This is a genomic window from Mycobacterium sp. WUMAC-067, from assembly GCF_020217485.1.
Lineage (GTDB): Bacteria > Actinomycetota > Actinomycetes > Mycobacteriales > Mycobacteriaceae > Mycobacterium.
Window position 1 is genome coordinate 206,337 of the sequence record NZ_JAEKMI010000003.1, and the last position, 24,588, is coordinate 230,924.

The window sequence follows — 24,588 nt, forward strand, 5'->3', positions numbered from 1 at the left end:
CGAGGGGCTAGCCATGGAGCGCTCCTTGATCGTTTGACCTCTGCGCCAGCTCGAAGCTGTAGCGGATGTGCTGGTCGTGTCCATCCGGGACGACCGGGAAGATCGTCGGCGCCTCGACGTAGCGGATCGCGTCCAGATGGTTGCCGACGTCCTCGATCGTCCACGATGACCGGCACACGCCGGGGCTCTCCGCGACGACCGCTCGGGCCACGCGGCCCGCCAGCGCGATGAACAGTTCGCCGGTCACCGAGCAGGACTCGTGCGCGAGCCAGCCCACCACGGGCGCAACGAGTTCCGGTCCCATCGGCGGGTAGGCGGTCGTGTCGATGCCTTCCGCCATGCGCGTCACCGCCGCCGGCACGATCACGTTGCAGCGCACGCCCTCGGCGGCGCCCTCGAGCGCGGCGACGTTGGACAACCCGATCACACCCGCCTTGGCGGCCGCGTAGTTCGCCACGTCGTGGTTTCCGTACAGCCCGCCGATCGACGACGTCAGCACGATGCGGCCGTAGCCCGCGCCGCACATCAGCGGAAACGCCGGGCGCACAACGTTGAACGCGCCGCGCAGGTGTACGTCGAGCACGGCGTCGAAGTCCTCGTAGCTCATCTCCTTCAGGGAGGCTCGACGGACGTTGCCGGCGTTGTGCACCAGGATGTCGATGCGGCCATAGTGCTCGAGCGCGGTCGCGATGATCGCGGCGCCGCCGTCGGCGGTCGCGACCGACGCGCTGCACGCGACGGCCTGTCCCCCCGCCGCGGTGATCTCGGCGACGACCTGCTCGGCAGGACCGGCGTCGACCCCGTCGCCGTCGAGGGCGCCGCCGACGTCGTTGACGACCACCTGCGCCCCGCGCGCGGCCAGCAGTTGCGCGTAGGCGCGACCCAAGCCGCGGCCGGCTCCCGTCACCACGGCGACGCGGCCGTCGAATCGTAATTGCGCTGCAAGGATTTCGGTCAAGCGCCGAGCACCAACCCGTCCAGGTCGCCCTTGTCCCGCCACGCCCGCAGCAGGTCCTCGAAGGCGTAAAAGCCGGGGCCGTACGGTTCGCCCAGGTGTGACCGGATGCCCTCTCCCCCGCCGCCGCCTTCGTTGTTGTAGTAGCCGGGCGTGCACTGGGCGTCGAACGCCGAATTGTCCACCGCGGTTTCCCGGATCGTCGCGCACCACTGCTCCTGCGCCGCCGCGCTGGGCTCCACGGTGGTCGCCCCCCGCTTCAACGCCTCGGCGATGATGAAGGCGATGTGCTCACCCTGCAGCTCGTAGTTGGCGGCGATATTGGCGGAGATGCCGACCTGGGTGAAACCGGTATAGAACTGGTTCGGGAATCCGCGGCTGGTCATCCCGTGCAGCGTCTTGTAGCCGTCGCGCCAGTAGTCGAACAGCGACAGCCCGTCGCGTCCCTCGATCGTCTCCATGGAATAGCGCCGGCTGATCTCGGTGGTGATCTCGAAGCCGCTGGCATAAATGATGCAGTCGACCTCGTACTCGACGCCGCCCGCGACCAAGCCCTTTTCGGTGATCCGTTCCACGCCTTTGGAATCGGAGACGTCGACGAGGGTGACGTTGGGGCGGTTGAACATCGGCAGGTACTCGTCGTTGGACAGCGGCCGCTTGCACAGGAACCGGTAGTAGGGCTTGAGCGCCTCGGCGGTCTGCGCGTCCTCGACGATCACGTCGATGCGGCGGCGCAGCCGCTCCATCAACCTGTAATCCTCTTCTTCGCGGATCGCCATGAACTGCTCGGGGGTCATCGACGCGGGGTCGGCCAGCGCGAGCACCCGGGCCGCGGTGTTGCGCCCGAGCTCGGTCCAGAAGTCGCACACCAGATCCGGCTGACCCAGCGCCATGCCTTCGAACGTCCAGGAGTGGAAGTTGCGTTGCCGTTCGCGCTGCCAGCCCGGCTGCAACGACTTCGCCCACTCCGGGTCGGTTGGTGCGTTGTTGCGTTCGTCGACGGTCGAAGGGGTGCGCTGAAAGACGTAGAGGTGCTGGGCGTCTCGGGCCAGGAACGGGACGATCTGGATCGCGGTGGCGCCGGTGCCGATCACGGCGACCCGCTTGTCGGCGAGCTTGTGCAGGTTGCCGCCGCTGTCCCCGCCGGTGTAGTCGTAGTCCCACCGCGACGAGTGGAACGCGTGGCCCTTGAAGTCCTTGATCCCCGGAATGCCTGGCAATTTCGGCCGGTGGAAGGGTCCCGACGCCAGCACCACGAACCGGGCGCGGATGTCGTCGTCGCGGTTGGTGCCGATCCGCCAGCGCTTGATCTCCTCGTCCCAGCGCAGGTCGCGCACCTGGGTGGAGAAGATCGCCGAATCGTAGAGGCCGAAGTGTTTGCCGATGTTGCGGCAGTGCTGGTAGATCTCGGCACCGTCGGCGAACTTCTTCGACGGCATGAAGTCGAGCTCTTCGAGAAGCGGGATATAGCAGTAGGATTCGTTGTCGCATTGGATGCCCGGATACCGATTCCAGTACCAGACGCCGCCGAAGTCGCCCCCGAGCTCGATCACGCGTACGTCGTCGACGCCCGCCTTCTTCAGGTGGGCCGCCGACAGCAGGCCCCCGAAGCCGCCGCCCAGGACCGCGACGTCGATGTCCTCGGAAATCGGGTCGCGCGGCGTGGCCGGGGTGTAGGGATCGACCTCGTAGTAGCCGGCGAAATCGTCTTCCAACTCGATGTACTGCTTGGAACCTTCCTTGCGCAGCCGCTTTTCGCGCTCCAGGCGGTACTTCTCGCGCAGCGCGGCGATGTCGACGTCATCGGGCGTCTGGGTGGGCCCGCAGTTGTCCAGGTGCATGGTCATGCCGATGGGGACTCCTTGTGCGAAAGTTCCTGGGGCTCACCGACGCCCATGTATCTCGACAGTTGGTAGTGCAGGTTGACCGTGCTGCGTTCGCGGTACGGATTGGGCTTGGTGCCGCCGAAGCCGAGCGACTTCATGCCCTGTTGCACGGCGGCCATGTTGGAGAAGTCCTGCGGCAGGACCGACCGCCACCGGGGGTCGCCGACCGGCGTGTACTCCCACTCGGTCTGGGGCTCTTGGCCTTTCGGGTACAGCTCGAAGACCGACACCTCGAAGAGGCACTTGTCGGGGTTGTAGCTGGGGTGCGGCCGCGCGCCGTAGCACAGCGCGCTGGTCAGGCCCTGCCCGATCTGGAAGTTCGGAAAGATCTGCCACGCGGTGCCGGCCTGCCCGAGGATGTCGGCGGGAATCGTCGGCCACACCACGCCACGGGCCTCGTCGTCGCGGCGCGCCGACGCCAGCCAGTGCTCGAGGACCTTGTCGGCCGGCGTCCCCTCGGGCAGCTCGTCGACGAGTCGCTTGGCGGCGTTCACCAGCGTCTGGGTGGTGGTGGCGTTGGTTTCCTCCATCGTGTACACCTGCATCTCCGCGGTGGACACCCGCGGGTCGGCGCCGATGCCGAGGCGGATCTTGGACTTGGTGGCCTCCATGTCCTCTGGAGCGTCGTAGCCGATGTTGCTATGTCTGCCTTGGGCTTTCGCCCACCCCTTGAACTCGCCGAACTTGTTGAACTCGGGATGCGTGGTGTAGACGTGGTAGGTCTCGTTGAAGGCCTCCAGCGCGACCTTCCAGTTGCAGTCGAAGGACAGCCACTTGCGCCATTTGTAGCGCATGTTTTCCAGGCCGAACGGGTCGAGGATCTTCGCGGCGGGGAACAGGTAATCGGCCAGCGGCTCGCAATCGGGGTCCATGTTGATCCACAGCCAGCCGCCCCACGTGTCGACCCGGACCGGTCGAAGGTGGGTGTTGTCCGGGGTGAGCGCGTCCTGCCAGTCCTGTTGCTCGCGGATGTGGGTGCACGCCCCGTCCAGGCCATAGGTCCAGCCGTGAAAGCCGCAGACGAACGACTTTCGGGTGCGCGCGCAGGCGTTCTTGGCGCCCTCGGGGGTGTCGATCAGCCGGCGGCCGCGGTGCATGCACACGTTGTGGTGCGCGTGGAATTCGTTGCTGCCGGTGCGCACCACGATGATCGAGTCGTCGAGGATGTCGTAGGTCAGGTAGCTGCCCACCTCGGGCAATTCCTCGACGCGGCCGACCTGTTGCCAGACCCGGCGCCACAGCCTGTCGCGCTCGGCGCGGGCGTAGTCCTCGGAGATGTATGCCTCGACACCGATCGTCATCGGCGTCGAGAGTTCCTCGACCCCAGCGGAATTCGTGCCCTTGGCCAGATCGGTCATCACATCCTCCTGATCGCCGCGCGGAAGGATTCGTCTTTGAGAAAAAGCGACGTGTTGTCGGCGCCGAGGTGGCTCCATTTGAGGTCCAGCCCGCCGTCGACGAGCAGCGTCTGGCCGGTGATGTAGCTTGACATCTCCGAGAGCAGGAAGAGGATGGCGCCGGCCTGTTCCTCGGGCCGCCCACGGCGACCCATCGCGATCGCCTGCCGGTCCCGGTCGGGGTCTTCGTCGACGTAGGTGCGCGAGGCCGCCGTCTCGGTGACGCCGGGCGCCACGGCGTTCACCCGGATTCCCGCCGTCGCCAACTCGAGGGCCATCGTGCGGGTCATCGCCGTGATCGCGGCCTTGGCGGTTCCATAGGCGATGTGAAACGGCGCGGTGTTCATGCCGCTGATCGACGAGATCGACACGATCGATCCCGGCCGCTGCCGCGCGACGAGCTCGGCCGCCACGGCCTGGCTCATGAAGAATGCCGTTTCGAGGTTGTCGGCGAAGATCTTGCGCCAGTCGTCGCGTGCCACCCGAGTCGACGGCATCCACGTCGACGGCTCGGCGCCGCCGGCGACATTGACCAGCCCGTACAACTCTCCGTCGGCGCGGCGCGCGCGGTCGATCACCGCGGCGATGCCCTCGTCGGTGGACGCATCTGCCGCGACGGGCACCACGGCCAGGCCGTGGGCGGCCAGCGGGGCGACGTGCTCGTCGAGGTTTTCCTTCGATCGGCTCACCGCGATCACCGTGGCCCCGGCGCGGGCGGCCATCGCCGCGACGGTCGTGCCGATGCCGCCACCGCCGGCGCCGGAAACCACCACGATGCGGCCGTCCAGTCTGAGGAAGTCCTCCATTACCTGCTTCCGTCCACCGCGCACACATCGTGATTTGTCCGGACAAAATACGGCATTCTGTCCATTGGAGAACACTATTCCGACCCGTGGACTTCGCTGTCAAGATCGGCCCGGGACACTTCGGCGGCTATTGTCTGGACTACGAGGAATTGATAACGTCCAGCCCAACCGGCTGACGGAAGGACCTCGGCGAGCATGTCCATTTCAAGGGCCATCTCCACGCAGCCCTCGCGGTACCCAGCCCCAGACGCAATCGACGTCGCGCCGGGCTGGCAGCTCGAGCGGGTCACCGCGCCCAGCCGGCTGTTCGGTGCCAACGGGCTGCGCACCGGCCCGGACGGCCGCATCTACATCGCGCAGGTGACCGGCAGTCAGGTCAGCGCGCTGGACCACCGCACCGGGGAACTGGTCACCGCCAGCCCCAGGGGCGGCGACATCGTGGCGCCCGACGACGTCGCGTTCGACCCCGGCGGCAACCTGTACGCGACCGAGGTGATGGACGGGCGGGTCAGCGTGCGCGAGCCCAGCGGCCGGACGCGAGTGCTGCGCGACGACGTGCCGTCGGCCAACGGCATCACGTTCCATGGCGGTCGGTTGTTCATCGGTGAATGCCGCGAAGGCGGGCGCCTGCTGGAATTCGACCTGACGGGCGGCCCACCACGGGTGCTCTTGGAAAACGTGCCTTCACCGAACGCGATGGAGGTCGGCCCCGACGGCCTGCTGTACTTCCCGGTGATGGGCGCCAACGAGATCTGGCGCGTCGACCCCGATGGCGGCGAGCCGCAATGTGTCGCAGGCGATCTCGGCGTACCCGACTCCGTCAAGTTCGACGCTCAGGGCTACCTCGTGTCGACACAGGTGGCCAGCGGGCAGGTGCTGCGCATCGATCCCCGCAGCGGCGAACGGAGCCTGCTCGCCCAGCTGAATCCGGGGCTGGACAACTGCACCTTCGTCGGCGACCGGCTGTTCGTCTCCAACTTCACCGGCGAGATCACCCAGATATCCCCCGACGGCACAACGGAATCCGTGTTGCCGGGCGGACTCAACTGGCCGCTGGACCTGGCGGTCGGCGATGACGGGCAGCTCTACATCGCCGACGGCACGTACTTCTACGTCGCCCTGCCCGACGGGTCCTTGCACACCGCCGGGATGTTGTTCAGTCCCGGCTATCCCGGATTCCTGCGCGGCGTCGCCGCGAGCGGGCCCGGCGAGTTCGTCGTCACGACATCAGGCGGCCAGGTCGCCCGCTACCGGCCCGACGCCAGCGAAAGCGAGGTGCTGGCGGACGGTTTCGACCAGCTTTACGGGGTGGCGGTGAGCCCCGGCGCCGTGGTGGTCGCGGAGTTGGGCACCGGGCGGGTGCTGTCGCTGCGGTCGGGGGGTATCGACGTGCTGGCGACCGATCTGCGCGAGCCGGTCGGCGTCGCGATCGATGCCGACGGGGCCGCCCTGGTGGCGGAGGCCGGCGCGGGGCGGGTGGTCAGGCTGGACGGGTCGAGGGCCGACATCGTCGTCGCCGACCTTCAACGGCCGCAAGGCATTCTGGCCCGCGGCGGTGTGCTCTACGTGGTCGACGCCGGCGCCAAGGAGTTGATCGCGTTCGATCTCGCCAGCCGCGCGCGCCGGACGATCGCGTCCGGTCTGCCGGTCGGGCCCCCGCCGGGCGTGACGCCCAAGCCGCTGCGTGGCATGCCGCCGTTTTCCGGGCCACAGGGCCCGTTCGCCGGCATCACCGCCGCGGCCGATGGAACGCTGTACGTCTCGGCCGACGGTGAGGGCAGCGTGCTGGCCCTGCGCCCCACGGGGCGCTGATGTCCCAGGCCATCGCGGGCGACCACCGCTACCTGCAGATCGCACGCACGCTGCGCAAGGAGATCGTCGACGGCGTCTACCCGGTGGGATCACAGCTGCCGACCGAGCACCAACTGTGTGAGCGCTTTGCGGTGAGCCGCTACACCGTTCGCGAGGCGCTGCGCCGGCTGCGGGAGGACAACCTGGTCGCCTCCCGGCCGCGGGCGGGCACCCGGGTGGTGCCCCGCCCGGCGTCGAGTTCCTATGCCCAGGACGCGATGTCGATCGACGACCTGCTCGCGTTCGCTGCCGGCGCGCAGTTGACCATCGAATCCAACGAGATGGTGACGATCGACGAGGACCTCGCCGCCCGGACCGGACTCGAGCCCGGCACCCAGTGGCTCTCGGTGCGCGGCTACCGGCAGGCCGATGGGGCGTCGGAGCCGATGTGCCGAACGGAGTACTACATCAGCCGCAGTTTCGCCGCGGTCGGCAGGCTGCTGCAACGCCATGCCGGCCCGATTTTCCCGTTGATCGAGGATCTGTTCGGCGTGAGCGTCTCCCAGCTGCACCAGGAGATCGCGGCCGTCCTGCTGTCCCCGGAGCTGGCCGACGGCCTCGGCGTGGAAGCGGGAACGGCCGCGCTGCAGATGCGGCGCACCTACACGACCTCCGACGGGGAGGTGGCCCAGGTGACGATCAATACCCACCTGTCGTCGAGGTTTCGGTACGCGATGACGATGCGGCGCGTCACCGGTCAGGCCGGTTGAGTTGATCGCCCCGGTGCGCCACGACGCGGCGCAAGCGTCAGAGGCTTATCGGCGCGGATTGTGGGTGCACACCACGCTGGCCGATTCGCTGCGGACGGCCGCAGAGGCCTCGCCGCAACGAACGGTGGTCGTGGACAAGGATGTTCGGCTGGACTGCGCCACCCTGCATGCACAGGCCGGCGCGCTGGCGGGGGCGCTGCTGGCGCGCATGCCCACCGGCAGCGTCGTGTCGTTTATGCTGCCGAACTGGCACGAGACCGCCGTCATCTATTTGGCCGCAACGCTGGCCGGCATGGTGGTGAACCCGATCCTGCCGTCACTGCGCGACCACGACCTGCGTTTTATCCTCGAAGACGCCGGCACGGCAATGATTTTCGTCCCGCACCGGTACGGCGGCCACGACTACGGGGCGATGCTCGAACGGGTGACGGCCGCGATGGAGGCCGCGCCCGAGGTCGTGGTGCTTCGCGAAACCGGGCACGCCGGTGCGCACACCCGCTATCCGGACCTGCTGGGCCAGGCGCCGGAGGCCGCGACGCTTCCGGCGCTCGATCCCGATGCCGTGCGGATGATCCTGTACACATCCGGGACCACGAGCCGGCCGAAAGGCGTCCTGCACACGCACAATTCGCTGCACGCGCTCATCCGCCAGCTCCGCGAGCACTGGAGCATCGATCCGGGCGACACGTTCCTGGTCCCCTCCCCGGTCGCCCATATCGGCGGCTCGATCTATGCCTTCGAATGCCCGCTGCTGCTGGGCACGACCGCGGTGCTGATGGACCGGTGGGACCCGGGGGAGGCGGTCGCCCTGATGAACACCGAACGGTGCACCCACATGGCGGGGGCCACGCCGTTTCTGCAGCAGCTGCTCTCGGCCGCCGAGCGCGCCGGCACCCGCCTGCCCGACCTGAAGGTGTTCATCTGCGGCGGCGCATCCGTGTCGCCGTCGCTGATCCGGCGCGCCGCAGAGTATTTCGAACGCGCGGTCATCACCCGGGTATACGGCTGCACGGAGGTTCCCGTCGCGACCGTCGGCGCGCCCCGGCCGGACGAAGCCGACCGCGCCGCGGACACCGACGGCAGGGCCGGCATCGCGGAGATCAAGCTCGTCGCCCACGAAGCCGCTCCCGCCGGTGACGGCGAGATCTGTGTGCGCGGCCCGCAGATGCTGGTGGGTTACCGCCATCCCGAAGACGGAGCCGATTCCTTCGATGCCGCAGGGTTTTTCCGCACCGGGGATCTCGGGCGGTGGGTCTCGGCCGGCTCCGAAAACCGGTACCTCGTCGTGACGGGGCGGGCCAAGGACGTCATCATCCGCAGCGGCGAGAACATTTCCGCGAAGGAGGTCGAGGATTTGCTCGCCGATCATCCCGGCATCGCCGAGATCGCGGTCGTGGGGCTGCCGGACGAGCGCACCGGCGAACGGGCTTGCGCGGTGATCGTCCCCGCGGGCGCGGAGAGCCCGGACGTCGCGAGCCTGCTGGCGCTGCTGGTGAGCAAGGGCGTCGCCAAGTTCAAGGCGCCCGAACAGGTCGTGATCTGGGATGCCCTGCCAAAGAACGAGGCGGGCAAGGTTCTCAAGCATCGGATCCGGGCCACGCTGACCCGGGGCGGAAGCTAAGGATGGGTGAGATGCAGGTCGCAATCGTCACGGGCGCAAGCAGCGGCATCGGTCTGGGCTGCGCCACGAAACTCGCCGAGATGGGCATGGCGGTCCTCGGCACGGGCCGCGACCAGGACCGGCTGGCCGAGCTGCACGAGGCCGTCGGCGATCCGGATCGCGTGGCGACGCTTGCCGTCGACCTGACCGGCGACGACGCGCCGCGCCGCATCGTGGACCTCGCCGTGCAGCGGTGGGGCCACATCGACTTCCTGATCAACAACGCCGGGGTGGGCAGCCCCAAGCCGCTGCACGAGACCGACGACGAGACCCTGGACTACTTCCTGGGTTTGATGCTGCGGGCCCCGTTTCGGCTCGCGCGGGATGTGCTGCCCCACATGGGACCCGGTTCGGCGATCATCAACGTGACATCGACGTTCGCGGTCGTCGGCGGCCTGCGGGGCGGGGCCTACTCCGCGGCCAAGGGCGGGCTGACCGCACTGAGCACCCACATCGCCTGCCAGTATGGCGCGTCCGGCATCCGATGCAACGCCGTCGCGCCCGGGGTGACGGTCACGCCGATGGTCGAGAAGCGCTTGGAGGACGAGCGATTCCGCAAGATCAACACCGAGATGACACCGCATCAGCGGCTGGGCCGCATCGACGACATCGCCAGCACTGTCGCCTTCTTGTGCTCGCCGGGCGGAAGTTTCATCAACGGCCAAACGATCGTCGTCGACGGCGGATGGAGCTCGACGAAGTATCTGTCGGAGTTCGCCTTGTCCTCGCAGTGGATCGAGCGATGAACCTGTTTGCGATGCTCGACCAGGCGGCGAGGCGGTTCCCCGATCGCGGCGCGCTGTATCACGGGACCCGGCGCCTGTGCACCTGGATCGAGTTGCGGGACCGGGCATTACGACTGGCCGCGTCGATCCGGCAACAGCACGGGACCGGTGCTCGCATCGCGATCGCGACCCACAACCGGCCCGAGATCATCGAGTTGATGTTCGCGATCTGGGCCGCCGAGTGCGTCGTCGTCCCCGTCAACTACAAGCTGCATCCGCGCGAGATGGCGCAGATCCTCGACGATGCGGGCGCTTCGCGGGTGTTCGCCTCTGCCGAGCTCGGCGCGGAACTGGCATCGGTGACCACGACGCCGACGGAATCCCTTGATTCCGAGGCCTATTCACGGCGATTCGACACCGCCCCGTCCGCGCCCCCGCGCACCGACCCGTCGGCGCTGGCGTGGCTGTTCTACACCAGCGGAACCACCGGCCGCTCGAAGGGCGCGATGCTGTCGCACCGCAACCTGACGGCGATGACCGTCGCCCACCTCGCCGACATCGACGACCCCGACGAGGGCTGCAGCCTCCTGCACGCGGCGCCGATGTCTCACGGCTCCGGGCTCTACGTCCTGCCGTACGTGCTGCGCGCCGCGCGCCAGGTGGTGCCCTCCTCGGGAGCGTTCGATCCCGACGAGTTCCTCGATCTGTGCGAACACCATCCGGCCGGCAGCGCATTTCTGGCCCCGACGATGGTGCAGCGCCTGGTGGATACGGGCCGCACCCGCCCCGCCAACCTCAAGACGATCGTCTACGGCGGCGGCCCGATGTATGTCGAAGGCCTGCGCAAGGCGATCGCGGCGTTCGGCCCGATCTTCGCGCAGATCTACGGGCAGGGCGAGTCGCCCATGACCATCACCGGGCTGCGCCGCGCCGACCACGATTCCGACGACGACGCGATCCTGGGATCGGTCGGCTATGCGCGGTCGGGGATGGACGTCGCGGTGCTGGGCACCGGCGGCGACCCGGCGCCCGTCGGCGAGATCGGCGAAATCGTGTGCCGCGGCGACGCGGTCATGTCCGGCTACTGGCGCAATCCCGCCGCGACCCGCGCCACCCTCAAAGACGGCTGGCTCTACACCGGCGACATGGGTTCGTTCGACGACCGCGGCTTCCTCACGCTGCGCGATCGGTCGAAGGACGTCGTCATCAGCGGCGGCAGCAACATCTACCCGCGCGAGGTGGAGGAGGTCCTGCTCGAGCACCCCGGGGTCGCGGAGGTATGCGTGGTCGGTGTCCCCGACGCCGAGTGGGGCGAGATCGTGGTCGCATTCGTCGTCGGCACAGGCGATTCCGTCGACCCCGCGGCGCTCGACGCGCATCTGCTGGCGCGCATCGCCCGCTTCAAGCGGCCCAAGCGCTACGAATTCGTCGACGAGCTACCGAAAAACAGCTACGGCAAGGTGCTCAAGCGGGAACTGCGGGCCAGCTTGGCGCCACGCCGGGAATTCCATGAGACATCGAGGAGGTCGCAATGAAGTGTCGCGCCGCTGTGATCCGCGGGGTGGGCCGGGACTGGGAGATCCGCGAGATCGAGCTCGATCCGCCCCGCGGCGGCGAGGTCCTGGTACGGATGGCGGTTGCCGGGATCTGCCACTCCGACGACCATCTGTTCACCGGCGATGTGGTGCCGACCCCCGAGGCGCTGGCCGCGAGCGGGCAGCCCGCTCCGGACTGGTTCCCGCTGCTCGGCGGTCACGAGGGCGCCGGTGTCGTCGAGGAGGTCGGGCCGGGCGTGACGTCGGTGCGCCCCGGAGATCACGTGGCGCTCTCCTTCATTCCCGCGTGCGGCAGTTGCCGGTTCTGCGTGAACGGCCAGAGCTACATCTGCGACATCGGCGCGAGCCTGTTCGTGCGGGAGATGCCCACCGACGGCACGTGCCGCCGCCACCTCGGTGACGAAAACCTCTTGGCCTATGGGCAACTCGGCACGTTCGCCGAATACGCGGTGCTCTCGGAGCGCTCCGTCATCAAGATCGACGACGCGATCCCGTTCCATGCCGCCTCGCTGGTGTCGTGCGGGGTCAGCACCGGCTGGGGTTCCGCGACCATCTCGGCGGGCACCGAACCCGGCGACACCGTCGTCGTCATCGGCGCCGGCGGCGTCGGGATGAACGCCCTGCAAGGTGCGCGTGCCGTCGGAGCGAAATACGTCGTCGCGGTGGATCCCGTTGAGTCCAAGCGTGATTCGGCCAAGATCTTCGGCGCCACGCACACCGCCGCCTCCGCCGAGGAGGCGATACCGCTGGTCAAAGAGATCACCGCCGGACTGATGGCCGACCGCGTCGTCGTCTGCCCCGGCGTGGTGCACGTGGACCTGCTTCCGTTGGCGATGACGCTGCTCCGCAAGGGCGGGATCTGCGTGCTCACCGGGATCACCCCGTTCACCGAGCCCCCGGTTCCGTTGGTGCTGCAGGAGATGACGCTGTCGGCCAAACAGCTCAGGGGAGCGCTCTACGGCGGGATGAATCCGCGCACCAGCGTGCCGATGCTGTTGTCGTTGTATCAGGCGGGCGCGGTGAAACTCGACGAGTTGGTCACCCGCCACTACCGGCTCGACGAGATCAACGAGGCGTTCGTGGATCTGCGCGAGGGCCGCAACATTCGCGGCGTCATCGACTTCGGGGTGTGACTTCGAAATGCCGCCGAATCCCAGCCAGCATCTCGGCGTGCGCCTTGACCGCCTCGCGGATCGTCACCCCGGCCAGCAGCCGCGGCGCGGAGATCCGGATGCGCTCGGTGACCCGGGTGCTGCCGTCGTCGGGCTCGAAACTCACCGTGCCGCGTAACCGCACCCCGGGTGACTGATCCGCCTCGGTCAGCACGTCGCCGCTCGCGGGCACTCGCAGCCTGGCGTGATAAGCGGTGCGGATAGTGAACGGCCCCACGGGGATTCGATCGACCACCCGATAGCTCTGCTGGTAGCCCTCCGGGGTGTCGCTGCGGGACAACGTTTCCACGGACACGATCAGCGGGTGCACGAGCCTGATGTTGTCCAGGTCCACGTAGAAGCCGCGCACCGCATCGGGCGGCGCGGGCACGCGCTCGGACAGCCTCCGGTCGGCGTGCACGAACAACAACGACCGGGCCCGCGCATGTAACGCCACGGCGACATCCTGTCAGTTTTTTCGCCGTGGCGTTACGCTCAGCGCAGTGCCCGGAGCGGAGGCATGATGGGCGACGCGGCGAAAGGTCACGTGGTCGAGCGTTACCTCGACTGCCTGACCGCTCACGACTGGGACGGCCTGGCCGGCACCCTCGCCGACGACGGCCTGACCCGTGAGGGGCCGTTCTGCGATCTCATCGAGGGCAAGGCGAACTACCTCGCCTACCTGCGCAAGATAATCACCGATCTGCAAGGCCACCGGCTCGACGTGCAGCGAGTGTCGCATGTGGACGCCCGGCTGTCCTACGTCGAGTTGACCGAGGCGTTCGAGTTCGACGGTGTGGCCCGGCGGTGGCCCGAATGCCTCCTCTTCGAGCGCGACGACGACGGATTGATCGCTCACGTCAGCGTGTTCTTCAAACAGCGCCAGGACGCCGCCGCCATGTAGCGGTCTATTCCCTCGCTTGCGGAATTGACCTAACGTGTCATGGATGGAGGCAGATGGAACTCCGGAGTCGGTGCCGGTCGAGAAATTGCACTCGGGCGACCCGATCACCGATTGTGGTCAGCGGTACATAGTTCTCGAATCGAAGGCGCTCAGCGACTGCGTGGTCCTCGAGCTCGAATCCCGAGTGGATCACCAGCTCCAGGTCATCGAGAAATCGTTCCCCACCGGCTACCAGGTCGGCAGGGCGAATCACCGAATTTTGTAGCCGAAGAATTCTCGGCGGAAACACATGCGCGAGTAGCCGTTCGACGGCTACCGTGCATTCATGTTTTCTGCGCAGCCCCAAACAGCCTGCGCCGCTTAGCTCTTCGGCGGCCGGATGTCGTTGGGATCGTTCGGGTCGGGGTCGCCGAACCAGCGTGACGGCTCGTGCTCGCCGTACGCGTCGTGCCAGTCCCACCACTCGTAGGGAGCGGTCTGCGGGTAGCCCTCGGGCGAATCCTCCCAGGTTTCCTGGCGTCCCAGCGCGGTCATATCCAGGAAGCTCCACGTGGTCCCCAGCGCCTCGTCGCCGCGGTTGTTGATGAAGTAGGTGCGAAACACCCGATCGCCGTCACGGATGAAGGCGTTGGTGCCGTGCCATTCGTCCACGCCGAAGTCGGCGTCGAAACCGTCGGTCATCGTGTACCAGGGCATCTTCCAGTCCATCCGCGCCTTGAGGCGCTCGATGTCGGGCTGCGGTGCCCGCGAGACGAACACCAGCGTGGTGTCGCGGGCGTTCAGGTGGGCCAGGTTGCCGACGTGGTCGGCCATCATCGAGCAGCCGCGGCAGCCGTGCTCGGGCCAGCCGTCGATGTCGGGCCCGTAGAAGGCCCGGTAGACCACCAGCTGACGCCTGCCCTGAAAGAGGCCCGGCAGGTTGACTTTGCCCTCGGGCCCCTCGAACTCGTAGTCGGCGTCCACGGCCATCCACGGCATCCGGCGCCGCAGGGCCGCGAGCGCGTCACGGGCCCGGGTGAGTTCCTTCTCCTTTTCCAGCAGTTGTTGATGCGCGCTCGCCCACTCGTGGGTCGACACGATCGGGGGTGTGTTCATCGCGGTACGCCTTTGCGGTGTCGGGTGTTTCAGGTCAGCGGCGCGAGGCCGGCGGAGGTGAGCAGGTAGGCGTCGTGGTCCGGGACGGCGGTGGCGATCTCGAGCACCGACTTGCCGACCTGTTCGGCGGTGAGCGTGGGCCCGGCGGCCTGCAAGAAGCTGTCGACGTCGACGCCCTGTCGCTCGGCGTAGGCGGCGACGCCGGCCGCGCCCAGGCCGGTGGCCGGGGTCAACCGCGGCAGCACGGCGGTGAAGTCGATCCCCAGCCCGGCGCGTTGCGATTCGAGGGCGGCATAGCCGGTGAGGAACCGGACCGTCGCCTTCGCGCCGGCATAGCCGCCGGACAGTGGTGATCCGGCCAGGGCGGCGCCGCTGGACATCACGATCACCGAGCTGCCCGGCGCCAGCGGGCGCCGCAGCGCGTGACGAACCCAGTGAAACGCCTGCGCGACGTCGGAGTTCCAGTTGTCACTGAACGACTCCCAGGTCTGATCCTGCAGCGGCGCCATCCGCGGCGCGGCCCCGGCGCACAGCACCAGGGTGCGCGGCCGGTACCGGTCGACGAGCCGGCCGGCCGTCATCGGATCGGCCGCGTCGGCCACCACCGGGGTGAACGCGTCGCCCAGCTGGGCGTGCACCTCCTCGAGTTGTGATCGGGTGCGCGCGACGCCGACGACTTCGGCGCCGGCCGTCGCGAACGCGGCGGCGATCGCGCGGCCGAATCCGCGGCCGGCCCCGGTCACGATCGCGGTGCTGCCGACGAACCCGTCGGCGGAGGGGTTCGGTGTCTGGTTCATGTCGTGCTCGCTTCCTCACGTGGACTGCGGCCGTGCCGCGACTTCACTAATTGAGATACGGCGCGGCGGCCGGGTTCATCGCCGGCGGACCGATGAATTTCGGCGGCCGGATGTCTCTACAGGAGTAGGTTCTTCACCCACCGAAAGGAGAGGCTGTGCCGGCGCAGGAGGAGTTCGTCGAGCGGGCGGCGCCATTTCGTGCCGAGCTGATCGCGCATTGCTACCGCATGCTCGGCTCGGTGCACGACGCCGAAGACCTCGTCCAGGAGACATATCTCCGGGGCTGGCGCGGCTATCAGGCGTTCGAGGAACGCGCGGCGTTGAAGACCTGGCTGTACCGGATCGCGACGACCGCCTGTCTGCGCGCGCTGGAGAACCGCGCCCGCCGCGTGCTGCCGGCCGGGCTGGGTGACGGCTCGATCGACCCGGACGCCGATCTCGACGCGACGGCCGGCGCGCACCTGTGGCTCGAACCCATCCCGGACGCCATGCTTTTCAAGAGCCCGGAAGAGGACGTCACCGCGAAGCAGAGCGTGCGGCTGGCCGTGATGACCGCCCTTCAGGAACTGCCGGCGCGCCAGCGCGCGGTGCTGATCCTGCGCGACGTCGTGCAATTCAGCGCCGCCGAGGTTGCCGAGCTTCTGGAAACCACGCCCGCCGCGGTCAACAGTTCGCTGCAGCGCGCCCGGGCCCACCTCGCCGAGCTGTCCCCCAGCGAGGACGGCATCACCGAGCCCGACGACGCCCGGCGCCGCGAATTGCTCGACCGGTATTGCGCCGCATTCGAAAACGCGGACATGGCGGCGCTGACCGCGCTGCTGCAGGCGGACGTCAAACTCGAAATGCCGCCTCTGCCAGTGTGGTTCGCCGGACGGGACACGGTGCTGAAGTTCCTTGCCGGGCGCGCGCTGGCCCGGCCGGGCGATCTTGTGATGATCCCGACCGCCGCCAACGCGCAACCCGCCGTCGCCGAGTACCGCCGCGCCGCCGATCACGTGTTGCGGGCCCATTCCATCCACGTCTTGACCCCCGGTGCCGCCGGGGTCGCCGGCATCACCGTCTTCCTCGACCCCGGCCTGTTCACCGCGTTTGGTTTGTCGTCAACCCGGTAATGTTTCTGCCAGGGACGTGATCGCAGCCCTTGCCATCTAGGGAAGCCCGACCTGCATCGCCAGGGGTGTCGGCGCAGGCTTTACCTTCCCGCCCCACGTGTGGACAGCTCCTTCACACGCCAGGATCATTAGGCGCGGGAGACGTAATTGAAGGGTGACGAGTGAAGATTCCCGGCGTTTCCAGTGTCGTCGCTGGTGTGGCCGGCGGCGCCGCGCAGGTGGTCCGGGCCGGCGTATCGACCGCGGCGGGGGCCGCCGGCGCGCTGCAGACGTTGACCAACCCGGTCGCCGAGCTCGCCGGCCCCGTCATCCAATCGGTGGCTCAAACCACGGGCCGAGCAATCGGGTTGGACACTTCCACCGACGGCGCCGCCCCCCCGATCCTGCCGCCGGTGCGCTGGCACAGCGGGCGACGAGTGCACCTGGACCTGGACCCGTTGCTGCCGTTCCCCCGCTGGGGCGAGTACGCGCCCGCCGTCGAGGAGCCGGTGCGCAGAATCCCGGGCGTGGCCGAGGCGCACGTCGAGGGCGCGTTGGGCCGGTTGGTGGTCGAACTGTCCGACGGCGCGGACCACGACGCCGTCTTGGACGAGGTGCGGTCGACGGTCGCGTCCATCGCCGCCGACATCACCTGGTCGAAGTCGGAGGCGGCGACGCCTTCCGCGCCCTTCGCCGACCCGGGCAACCCGCTGGCGATTCTGGTGCCCCTCACCGCGGCGGCACTGGATCTGGTCGCGATGGGCGCCGCGGTGACCGGATGGGTGACCCGGCTGCCCGCGGCGCCGCAAACCACCCGGGCCGCGGCCGCGCTCATCAACCATCAACCGCGCATGGTCTCGATCCTCGAGGAGCGGCTGGGCCGAGTGGGCACCGACATCGCGCTGGCCGCCACTACGGCCGCCGCCCACGGCCTGACCCAGTCGTTCGGCACGCCGATGCTCGACCTGACCCAGCGCACCCTGCAGGTCTCCGAGGCGGCGGCGCACCGCCGGGTGTGGCGGGACCGGGAACCCCACCTGGCCTCGCCCCAACGGCCGCAGGCCCCGGTGGTCCCGGTCATCTCGTCCGCCAAGTCGGAGGTGCCCCGGCACAGCTGGGCGGCCGCGGCGGCCGGGGAGGCTTCGCACGTCGTGGTCGGGGGAACCATCGACGCGGCGATGGACAAGGCGAAGGGCTCGATGGCCGGGCCGGTGGAGAGCTACGTCGATTCCGCGGCGAACGGCTCGTTGATCGCCGCGGTGAGCGCGCTGGTGGCCGGCGGCGGCACCGACGACGCGGCCGCGGCCATCGAGGCCGGGGTGCCGCGGGCCGCGCACATGGGCCGACAGGCGTTCGCCGCAATTTTGGGTCGCGGGCTCGCCAATTCCGGGCAGCTGGTTCTCGACCCGGGCGCGCTGCGCCGCCTGGATCGGGTGAAGGTGGTCGTCATCGACGGCGCCGCCCTGCGCGGCGACCACCGCGCCGTCCTGCATGTTCGTGGCGACGCGCCCGGCTGGGACGATGACCGGGTCTACGAGGTCGCCGACGCGCTGCTGCACGGCGAACAGGCGCCCGAGCCCGACCCCGACGAGCTGCCGGCGACCGGCGCGCGACTGAAATGGGTTCGGACCCAAGGGCCTTCGGCCACGCCCGCGCAGGGCCTGGAAACCGCCGACCTGATGGTCGACGGCGAATGCGTCGGCAGTGTCGACGTGGGCTGGGAGGTCGACCCGTACGCGATTCCGCTCTTCCAGACCGCGCACCGCACGGGCGCCCGGGTGGTCCTTCGCCACGTCGCCGGCACCGAAGACCTCACCGCCAGCGTCGGCGCGACGCACCCGCCCGGCACCCCGCTGTTGAACGTGGTCCGTGAGCTGCGGGCCGATCGGGGGCCGGTGCTGTTGATCACCGCGCTGCACCGGGACTTCGCGTCGACCGACACCCTGGCCGCGCTCGCGATCGCCGATGTCGGTGTGGCGCTTGATGACCCGCGCGCCGCCACGGCGTGGACCGCGGACATCATCACCGGCACCGACCTCGCGGACGCGGTGCGGATCCTCTCGGCGATCCCGGTCGCCCGGTCGGCCAGCGAATCGGCGGTGCACCTGGCCCAGGGCGGCACCACGCTGGCCGGGCTGCTGCTGGTCACCGGTGAGCAAGAAAAAACCACCACCCCGGTGAGCTTTCGGCGCTGGCTCAACCCGGTCAACGCCGCCGCGGCCACGGCCCTGGTGGCGGGAACGTTCTCGGCGACCCGGGTGCTCCGGCTGCCCGACCCGACTCCCCAACCGCTGACCGCCTGGCACGCGCTGGATCCCGAGATCGTCTACTCGCGGCTGGCCGGCGGCGCGCGGCCGCTGGCCGTCGAGACCGAACCATCGTGGCGACGCCGTCTCGACGACCTGTCCTACAGCCCGGGCCTGGCGCCCCTGCGCAAGCCGCTGCACAACGTGGCCCGGCTGGCGTCGGCCACCCGGACCGAGCTCGCCGATCCGCTGACCCCCATCCTGGCCGTCGGGGCGGCCGCGTCGGCGATCGTCGGCAGCAACATCGACGCGCTCCTGGTCGCGGGTGTCATGACCGTCAACGCGATAACCGGTGGGGCGCAACGGCTGCGGGCCGAATCCGCGGCCGCCGAACTGTTCGCCGAGCAGGACCAGTTGGTGCGCCGGGTGGTCGTCCCCGCGGTCGCGACGACGCGCCGCCGGCTCGAAGCCGCCAAGCACGCCACCCGCACGGCGACGGTGTCCGCGAAGTCATTGCGGCCCGGCGACGTCATCGATCTGGCCGCGCCCGAAGTGGTGCCGGCCGACGCCCGCCTGCTGGTGGCCGATGACCTCGAGGTCGACGAGTCCCTGCTCACCGGCGAGTCGCTGCCCGTGGACAAGCAGGTGGACCCCGTCGCCGTCAACGACCCCGACCGGGCCAGCATGCTCTTCGAGGGCAGCACCATCGTGGCGGGCCACGCCCGGGCGATCGTCGTGGCCACCGGGGTCGGGACCGCAGCGCACCGCGCGATTTCGGCGGTCGCCGACGTCGAAACGGCGGCCGGAATCCAAGCGCGGCTGCGGGAACTGACCAGCAAGGTGCTGCCGCTGACGCTGGCCGGAGGCGCGACGGTGTCGGCGTTGGCGCTGCTGCGCCGCGCCCCGCTGCGTCAGGCGGTGGCCGACGGCGTCGCGATCGCGGTGGCCGCGGTGCCGGAGGGGCTGCCCCTGGTGGCCACCCTTTCCCAGCTCTCGGCCGCCCAGCGGCTGACGGCCCGCGGCGCGCTGGTCCGTGCCCCACGAACGATCGAAGCGTTGGGCCGCGTCGACACCATCTGTTTCGACAAGACCGGCACGCTCACCGAGAACCGGCTGCGCGTGGTGTGCGCCGTGCCGGTCGGGGTCGACCCGCACGAACCGCTCCCCCAACTGACCGATCCGCAGTCGGCGGGGCTGTTGCGGGCCGCCGCGCGGGCGTCCGCCCAGCCGCAGGACGGCCAGGGCCACGCCCACGCCACCGACGAGGCGATCCTCACCGCGGCGAATTCGCTGAACGGCCATGGCGATGCGGATTGGACGATGATCGCGGAGGTGCCCTTCGAGTCCAGTCGCGGCTTCGCCGCCGCGATCGGCGCCCTGGGCCACTCCAACGGGCATCCCGCGGACGCGCCGGTGCTGATCCTCAAGGGGGCTCCCGAGGTCATCCTGCCGCGGTGCCGGTTCGCCGACCCGCAGGCCGACCACGAGCGGGCCGAGACGGTCGTCCGCGGTCTGGCCGAACAGGGCTTGCGGGTGCTCGCGGTGGCGCAGCGCGGTTGGAAACACGAGACCGACGACGAGGACACCGATGCCGACGCCGTGGACGCCGCGGCGGAGGACCTCGAACTGCTCGGCTACGTCGGCCTCGCGGACACCGCCCGGGCGTCGGCGCGCCCGCTGATCGAAGCGCTGACGGACGCCGACCGCGAGGTCGTGCTGATCACCGGCGACCACCCCATCACCGCACGGGCGATCGCCCGGCAGCTGGGCTTGCCCGCGGACGCGCGGGTGATCACCGGCGCCGAACTCGCCGGCCTCGACGAGGACGCGTGCGCCAAGATGGTCGCCGACGTGCAGGTCTTCGCTCGCGTCAGCCCGGAACAGAAGGTGCAGATCGTGGCCGCGCTGCAGCGCTGCGGGCGGGTGACCGCGATGGTCGGCGACGGCGCCAACGACGCCGCGGCGATCCGGATGGCCGACGTGGGGATCGGGGTGAGCGGGCGCGGTTCGTCGGCCGCCCGCGGCGCCGCGGACATCGTCTTGACCGACGAGGACCTGGGCGTGCTGATGGACGCCCTGGTCGAGGGCCGCAGCATGTGGGCGGGCGTCCGGGACGCCGTCACGATTCTGGTCGGCGGCAACGTGGGTGAGGTGCTGTTCACCATCATCGGCACCGCCTTCGGCGCCGGGCGCGCGCCGGTGGGCACCCGCCAGCTGCTGCTGGTCAACCTGCTCACCGACATGTTCCCCGCGCTCGCGGTCGCGGTCACGTCGCAGTACGTCGAACCCGACGAATCCGAGTACGAATCCGCCGAAGAGGCCGAGGAGGCGCGCCGCCAGCACCGGCGCGCGGTGCTGACCGGGCCCACGCCCTCCCTCGACGCCCCGCTGATGCGTCAGATCGTCACCCGCGGCGCGGTGACCGCGGCCGGGGCGACGGCGGCCTGGGCCATCGGGCGGTGGACGCCGGGCACCGAACGCCGCACGGCGACAATGGGTTTGACGGCACTGGTCACGACGCAGCTGGCGCAGACGCTGCTCACCCGCCGGCACAGCCCGCTGGTGGTGGCGACCGCGCTGGGCAGCGCCGGCGTGCTGGTCGGCATCGTGCAGACCCCGGTGCTCAGCCAGTTCTTCGGGTGCACACCGCTGGGGCCGGTCGCCTGGTCGGGGGTGCTGGGTTCCACCGCGGGCGCCACCGTGATCTCGGCGCTGGCACCCAACTGGCTGGCCAAGCAGGTCGAGGCGTTGGAGCCCGGCGGGGATTGATCTTCAGTCCGGCGACGGCGAGCGCCGTGTAGCGGCGCGAGTGAGGAGCCGGACAATCGTGTTCAGCCGGACAGCTCCCTGCGCAGCACCTTGCCGGTCGGGTTGCGCGGGATGCTGTCCACGACGTGGATGTCGCGGGGCTGTTCGAAGCGCGACACGCGGCTCTTCAAGTACTCCCGGAGTTCCGGCACGTCGATGTCGCTGCCCGGCTGCGCCACAACGAACGCCGCCAGCCGCTGGCCGAACCGCTCGTCGGGAACGCCGATGACCACGTTGTCGGCGATGGCGGGGTGGCGGGCGAGCGCGTTTTCGACCGCCCGCGGATAGACGTTCTCTCCGCCGGAGATGATCATGTCGTCTTCGCGGCCGACGATGAACAGGCGGCCGGCGTTGTCCAGGTAGCCCATGTCGCCGGTGCTCGTCATGCCGTCGACGACGGCCTTCGCTTCCCCGGCGCCGTCGGTATAGCCCTTGCCGGCCAGGTCGCCCCCGACGAAGATGCGTCCGATCACCCGCGGCCCCACCGGGCGGTCGCTCTTGTTGAGGATCCGCACGGGGCAACCCGCGACCGGCCTTCCCACGGTTTCGGGAGCCTCACGAAGGTCCGCCGGCGTCGCCAGAGAACCGATGCCGACCTCGGTGGAGCCGTAGCCGTTGTAGAGGATGTCTCCGTAGGTGTCCATGAACCGCTGCCCCAGCGTGGGGTCGAGGCGGTCCCCGCTGGACATCACCACGCGCAGGTGCGGCACCGGGTTTCGCGCCCGCACCCGCTCGGGCAGGTCGAGGATGCGCGCGAGCACGACCGGCACCGCGGTGAAGGCGTCGGCGCGGTGCAGCGACGCCTGGGCGAGCGCGGCTTCGGCGTCGAACTGACGATGCGTGAGCACCGTGCCGCCGAGGGCGACCGTCAGCATCAGCATGCCCAGCCCCAGCCCGTGAAACATCGGCATTGCCACCGAGATTCGCGACCCGGTACGCAACCGGGTGCGGTCGAGGATCGTCACCCAGACCCCGACCGCGGACCGCAGCTCCGGCGCGCGCGGCACCCCTTTGGGTTTGCCGGTCGTGCCCGACGTCAGCAGCACGATCCGGCCCGGCCCCGCCACCCGCGGTCGCCGGGCGCCCTCCTCGGCGGTGACCGTCGCCGGGTCGACCGTGACGACGGATTCGTCGGCGGCCCGGATCCGCTCGGCGAATTCGTTGTCGGCGACCATCGTTGAGATGCGGTGTGCCTGCACGGCGGCCGCCAGCGCGTCGCTGCGGAACTCCGTACTGACGGGGACGACGTCGGCGCCCAGCAGCGCGGCGGCGAATACACCCGCGACGAAACCGCGCCCGTTGCGGCACATCACCCCGACGGCCCGCCCGGGGGCAACGCCATCGCCGGACAACCGCCGCGCCAGCGATTCGGTTTCTCGTTGCAGTTGGCGATAGCTCAGGGCGCCGTCATCGTCGACGATTGCCGTCCGGTCGGGCCAGCGTGCCGCGGTGACCGCCAGCAGCGTGTAGGGGTTGGTGCCGCCCCGGCGCGCCTCGCGGAGCAGCCGCAGGCCCGCCAGCGGCGAGGGCACAGTGAGCAGGCCGGAGTGCACCAGGGCACGGACGGCGGTGGCGGCCACGCGGTCATTCGTCACGGGCGGCCCCGTCGGAATCGGCGAGGAAGCGGCGATGCCACAGCCGGGCGGCGTAGTCGGCCGGCGCGGCCAGCAGCACCGAGGCCAATTCGGCCGGCAGCATCCAGGGCGGTTCGAGGGAGCGCGGCCGCTCGATGAGCGCTTTGGCGATGGCGTCGGCGGCTTGATCGGGTGACAGGGCGGGGAGCCGGCCCAGCAGGGGCGTGGGCGCGATCATGCGGGTACGGACCAGCGCGAAGTAGACGGTGGTGACGGCGACGCCGTCGGCGTGTAGCTCCGGAGCCACGCTGCGCAGCCAGCGGTCGAACGCCCCCTTCGATGCCTGATAGGCACCCCATTGCGGACCCGGCACCACGCGGACGCCGACGCTGGACACGTTCACGATGTGCCCGCTGCCGTTGTCGCGCATGGCCGGCAAGACCCCCAACAGCAGCCGGACGGGCCCCAGGTAGTTGATGTCGATGGTGCGCTGGAAGTCATCCGGCCGGTCGTACTGGTGGTGCAGCGAGCGGCGCAGCGACTTGCCGGCGTTGCTCACCACGATGTCGAGCGGCCCGTGCTCTTCGGTGATCTGCTTGGTCAGGCCGCTCACCGCGGATTCGTCGGTGAGGTCGGTCGGGTAGGCGACCGCGTGCCCGCCGCCGGCGTTGATCGACGCCGTCAGGTCGCAGAGCCTTTCCTCGGACCGGGCGACCACCAGCACGGTCGCGCCGGCGGCGGCCAGGCTGCGCGCGGTCGCCTCGCCGATGCCGTACGAGGCGCCGGTCACCAAGGCGGTCTTGCCCGCGGCGACGGCACGCAGCTTGTCGGGATCCGGCACCCGCGCCGGATTGGCCACGTGGTCTCCCGCCTTGGTGAAGACCGCGTTGAGGGCCTGCGCTAGTGCGTTCAACATCGCTGCCGCATCCACTCGAGCCGCCTGCCGGGGCGCGGCTGTTGCTCAACCGTGTCCCGGCCCGTAACTACAAGTAGCAGACCACATTGCGGTCCGGGACCGCGCTTCGGCCCGGCCGCGACGGCCGGGTGGGCGGCGTCCATGCCGGATGAGCGCCGCGCACAACCGATCTCACTGCGCCCGCATCAGCGGCGGTTCTTTTATGAGAACACAGTAATTTCGGCGTTTCCTCTGTTTAAGGCGCGTGTCGAATGGGCACAATTGCGGCATGTTTGCGCGTCGCATTGTTCGTTCTCTTGGTCCAGCAGTAGTCATCGCAGCATCGGGGATGGCCGCCTCGGCCGTCTCCGGTTCCCTCATCCCCACCGCCGCGGCCCAATGTCCCGACGTGCAAGTGGTCTTCGCGCGCGGCACCGGCGAAGAACCCGGCGTCGGCCCCACCGGGCAAGCCTTCGTCGAC

The 24,588-nt window shown here is 69.5% G+C and carries 19 protein-coding genes and 1 pseudogene; 11 read left to right on the forward strand and 9 right to left on the reverse strand.

Annotation, left to right across the window (positions count from 1 at the left end):
- Window positions 1-7: 7 nt before the first annotated feature.
- Genes JF781_RS03585 through JF781_RS03600 form a run of 4 tightly spaced genes read right to left on the reverse strand, consistent with a single transcriptional unit; the run spans window position 8 to window position 5,044 of the window.
- Window positions 8-958 carry an SDR family NAD(P)-dependent oxidoreductase gene (locus JF781_RS03585; RefSeq protein WP_225327289.1) on the reverse strand — a complete coding sequence of 317 codons (951 nt, stop codon included), beginning with the start codon at window positions 956-958 and terminating at the stop codon, window positions 8-10.
- Complete coding sequence (locus JF781_RS03590; RefSeq protein ID WP_225327290.1) at window positions 955-2,802, reverse strand: NAD(P)/FAD-dependent oxidoreductase; 1,848 nt, start codon at window positions 2,800-2,802, stop codon at window positions 955-957. The genes JF781_RS03585 and JF781_RS03590 overlap by 4 nt, the downstream gene beginning before the upstream one ends.
- A complete protein-coding gene (locus JF781_RS03595; protein ID WP_225327291.1) occupies window positions 2,799-4,199 on the reverse strand; it encodes an SRPBCC family protein in 1,401 nt (466 codons plus the stop codon). The genes JF781_RS03590 and JF781_RS03595 overlap by 4 nt, the downstream gene beginning before the upstream one ends.
- Entirely contained in the window at window positions 4,199-5,044 is an 846-nt protein-coding gene (locus JF781_RS03600; protein WP_225327292.1) for an SDR family NAD(P)-dependent oxidoreductase, read from the reverse strand. Before JF781_RS03600 ends, JF781_RS03595 begins: the two co-directional genes overlap by 1 nt.
- A gap of 195 nt (window positions 5,045-5,239) precedes the next feature.
- On the opposite strand from JF781_RS03600, the gene JF781_RS03605 reads away from it, so the two are divergent.
- The 6 genes from JF781_RS03605 to JF781_RS03630 are packed head-to-tail and all read left to right on the forward strand — an operon-like array spanning window position 5,240 to window position 12,679.
- Window positions 5,240-6,856 (forward strand): SMP-30/gluconolactonase/LRE family protein, encoded by a 1,617-nt coding sequence (locus JF781_RS03605; RefSeq protein ID WP_225327293.1) that lies wholly within the window; start codon window positions 5,240-5,242, stop codon window positions 6,854-6,856.
- The gene (locus JF781_RS03610; protein WP_225327294.1) at window positions 6,856-7,605 is read left to right on the forward strand and encodes a GntR family transcriptional regulator; all 750 of its coding nucleotides are present in this window, start codon (window positions 6,856-6,858) and stop codon (window positions 7,603-7,605) included. Before JF781_RS03605 ends, JF781_RS03610 begins: the two co-directional genes overlap by 1 nt.
- A 13-nt stretch (window positions 7,606-7,618) precedes the next feature.
- Complete coding sequence (locus tag JF781_RS03615; protein WP_225327315.1) at window positions 7,619-9,226, forward strand: AMP-binding protein; 1,608 nt, start codon at window positions 7,619-7,621, stop codon at window positions 9,224-9,226.
- 2 nt (window positions 9,227-9,228) lie between these two features.
- Window positions 9,229-10,011 carry an SDR family NAD(P)-dependent oxidoreductase gene (locus tag JF781_RS03620; protein WP_225327295.1) on the forward strand — a complete coding sequence of 261 codons (783 nt, stop codon included), beginning with the start codon at window positions 9,229-9,231 and terminating at the stop codon, window positions 10,009-10,011.
- A complete protein-coding gene (locus JF781_RS03625) occupies window positions 10,008-11,525 on the forward strand; it encodes a long-chain fatty acid--CoA ligase (protein ID WP_225327296.1) in 1,518 nt (505 codons plus the stop codon). The genes JF781_RS03620 and JF781_RS03625 overlap by 4 nt, the downstream gene beginning before the upstream one ends.
- A gap of 14 nt (window positions 11,526-11,539) precedes the next feature.
- Window positions 11,540-12,679: an NDMA-dependent alcohol dehydrogenase gene (locus JF781_RS03630; protein WP_225327316.1), complete on the forward strand. Its 1,140-nt coding sequence runs from the start codon at window positions 11,540-11,542 to the stop codon at window positions 12,677-12,679.
- Here JF781_RS03630 and JF781_RS03635 read toward each other — a convergent pair.
- Complete coding sequence (locus JF781_RS03635; protein ID WP_225327297.1) at window positions 12,660-13,154, reverse strand: SRPBCC family protein; 495 nt, start codon at window positions 13,152-13,154, stop codon at window positions 12,660-12,662. The two genes, JF781_RS03630 and JF781_RS03635, sit on opposite strands and share 20 nt — an antisense overlap.
- A 66-nt stretch (window positions 13,155-13,220) precedes the next feature.
- On the opposite strand from JF781_RS03635, the gene JF781_RS03640 reads away from it, so the two are divergent.
- Both JF781_RS03640 and JF781_RS03645 read left to right on the forward strand, forming a co-directional pair.
- Window positions 13,221-13,601 carry a nuclear transport factor 2 family protein gene (locus JF781_RS03640; RefSeq protein ID WP_225327317.1) on the forward strand — a complete coding sequence of 127 codons (381 nt, stop codon included), beginning with the start codon at window positions 13,221-13,223 and terminating at the stop codon, window positions 13,599-13,601.
- Between the two features lie 43 nt (window positions 13,602-13,644).
- On the forward strand, window positions 13,645-13,866 hold the full coding sequence (locus JF781_RS03645; protein WP_009957137.1) for a hypothetical protein: 222 nt from the start codon (window positions 13,645-13,647) through the stop codon (window positions 13,864-13,866).
- Window positions 13,867-13,961: 95 nt separating this feature from the next.
- On the opposite strand, the gene JF781_RS03650 is transcribed toward JF781_RS03645, so the two are convergent.
- Entirely contained in the window at window positions 13,962-14,696 is a 735-nt protein-coding gene (locus tag JF781_RS03650) for a DUF899 domain-containing protein (RefSeq protein ID WP_225327298.1), read from the reverse strand.
- A gap of 29 nt (window positions 14,697-14,725) precedes the next feature.
- Window positions 14,726-15,493 (reverse strand): SDR family oxidoreductase, encoded by a 768-nt coding sequence (locus JF781_RS03655; RefSeq protein ID WP_225327299.1) that lies wholly within the window; start codon window positions 15,491-15,493, stop codon window positions 14,726-14,728.
- 155 nt (window positions 15,494-15,648) lie between these two features.
- Between JF781_RS03655 and JF781_RS03660 the strand changes: the two genes are divergently transcribed.
- Window positions 15,649-16,605 (forward strand): sigma-70 family RNA polymerase sigma factor, encoded by a 957-nt coding sequence (locus JF781_RS03660; RefSeq protein ID WP_225327300.1) that lies wholly within the window; start codon window positions 15,649-15,651, stop codon window positions 16,603-16,605.
- A 161-nt stretch (window positions 16,606-16,766) separates the two neighbouring features.
- Window positions 16,767-21,599, forward strand: coding sequence for a cation-translocating P-type ATPase (locus JF781_RS03665; RefSeq protein WP_225327301.1), 4,833 nt, complete (start codon window positions 16,767-16,769; stop codon window positions 21,597-21,599).
- A 62-nt stretch (window positions 21,600-21,661) separates the two neighbouring features.
- Here JF781_RS03665 and JF781_RS03670 read toward each other — a convergent pair whose 3' ends face one another.
- Both JF781_RS03670 and JF781_RS03675 read right to left on the reverse strand, forming a co-directional pair.
- Window positions 21,662-23,233 (reverse strand): AMP-binding protein, encoded by a 1,572-nt coding sequence (locus JF781_RS03670; RefSeq protein WP_225327302.1) that lies wholly within the window; start codon window positions 23,231-23,233, stop codon window positions 21,662-21,664.
- A complete protein-coding gene (locus JF781_RS03675) occupies window positions 23,223-24,128 on the reverse strand; it encodes an SDR family NAD(P)-dependent oxidoreductase (RefSeq protein ID WP_225327303.1) in 906 nt (301 codons plus the stop codon). The genes JF781_RS03670 and JF781_RS03675 overlap by 11 nt, the downstream gene beginning before the upstream one ends.
- A gap of 268 nt (window positions 24,129-24,396) precedes the next feature.
- On the opposite strand from JF781_RS03675, the pseudogene JF781_RS03680 reads away from it, so the two are divergent.
- Window positions 24,397-24,588 (forward strand): annotated as a pseudogene (locus JF781_RS03680) (cutinase family protein); the annotation flags it as partial.

What these genes read in the sequence shown, in the direction of transcription:
- JF781_RS03620 (WP_225327295.1), top strand. Translation starts at nt 9,229, where the DNA reads ATGGGTGAGATGCAGGTCGCAATCGTCACGGGCGCAAGCAGCGGCATC.
- JF781_RS03645 (WP_009957137.1), top strand. Translation starts at nt 13,645, where the DNA reads ATGGAGGCAGATGGAACTCCGGAGTCGGTGCCGGTCGAGAAATTGCAC.
- JF781_RS03675 (WP_225327303.1), bottom strand. Translation starts at nt 24,128, where the DNA reads ATGTTGAACGCACTAGCGCAGGCCCTCAACGCGGTCTTCACCAAGGCG.
- JF781_RS03640 (WP_225327317.1), top strand. Translation starts at nt 13,221, where the DNA reads ATGGGCGACGCGGCGAAAGGTCACGTGGTCGAGCGTTACCTCGACTGC.
- JF781_RS03655 (WP_225327299.1), bottom strand. Translation starts at nt 15,493, where the DNA reads ATGAACCAGACACCGAACCCCTCCGCCGACGGGTTCGTCGGCAGCACC.
- JF781_RS03650 (WP_225327298.1), bottom strand. Translation starts at nt 14,696, where the DNA reads ATGAACACACCCCCGATCGTGTCGACCCACGAGTGGGCGAGCGCGCAT.
- JF781_RS03610 (WP_225327294.1), top strand. Translation starts at nt 6,856, where the DNA reads ATGTCCCAGGCCATCGCGGGCGACCACCGCTACCTGCAGATCGCACGC.
- JF781_RS03625 (WP_225327296.1), top strand. Translation starts at nt 10,008, where the DNA reads ATGAACCTGTTTGCGATGCTCGACCAGGCGGCGAGGCGGTTCCCCGAT.
- JF781_RS03595 (WP_225327291.1), bottom strand. Translation starts at nt 4,199, where the DNA reads ATGACCGATCTGGCCAAGGGCACGAATTCCGCTGGGGTCGAGGAACTC.
- JF781_RS03605 (WP_225327293.1), top strand. Translation starts at nt 5,240, where the DNA reads ATGTCCATTTCAAGGGCCATCTCCACGCAGCCCTCGCGGTACCCAGCC.
- JF781_RS03590 (WP_225327290.1), bottom strand. Translation starts at nt 2,802, where the DNA reads ATGACCATGCACCTGGACAACTGCGGGCCCACCCAGACGCCCGATGAC.
- JF781_RS03600 (WP_225327292.1), bottom strand. Translation starts at nt 5,044, where the DNA reads ATGGAGGACTTCCTCAGACTGGACGGCCGCATCGTGGTGGTTTCCGGC.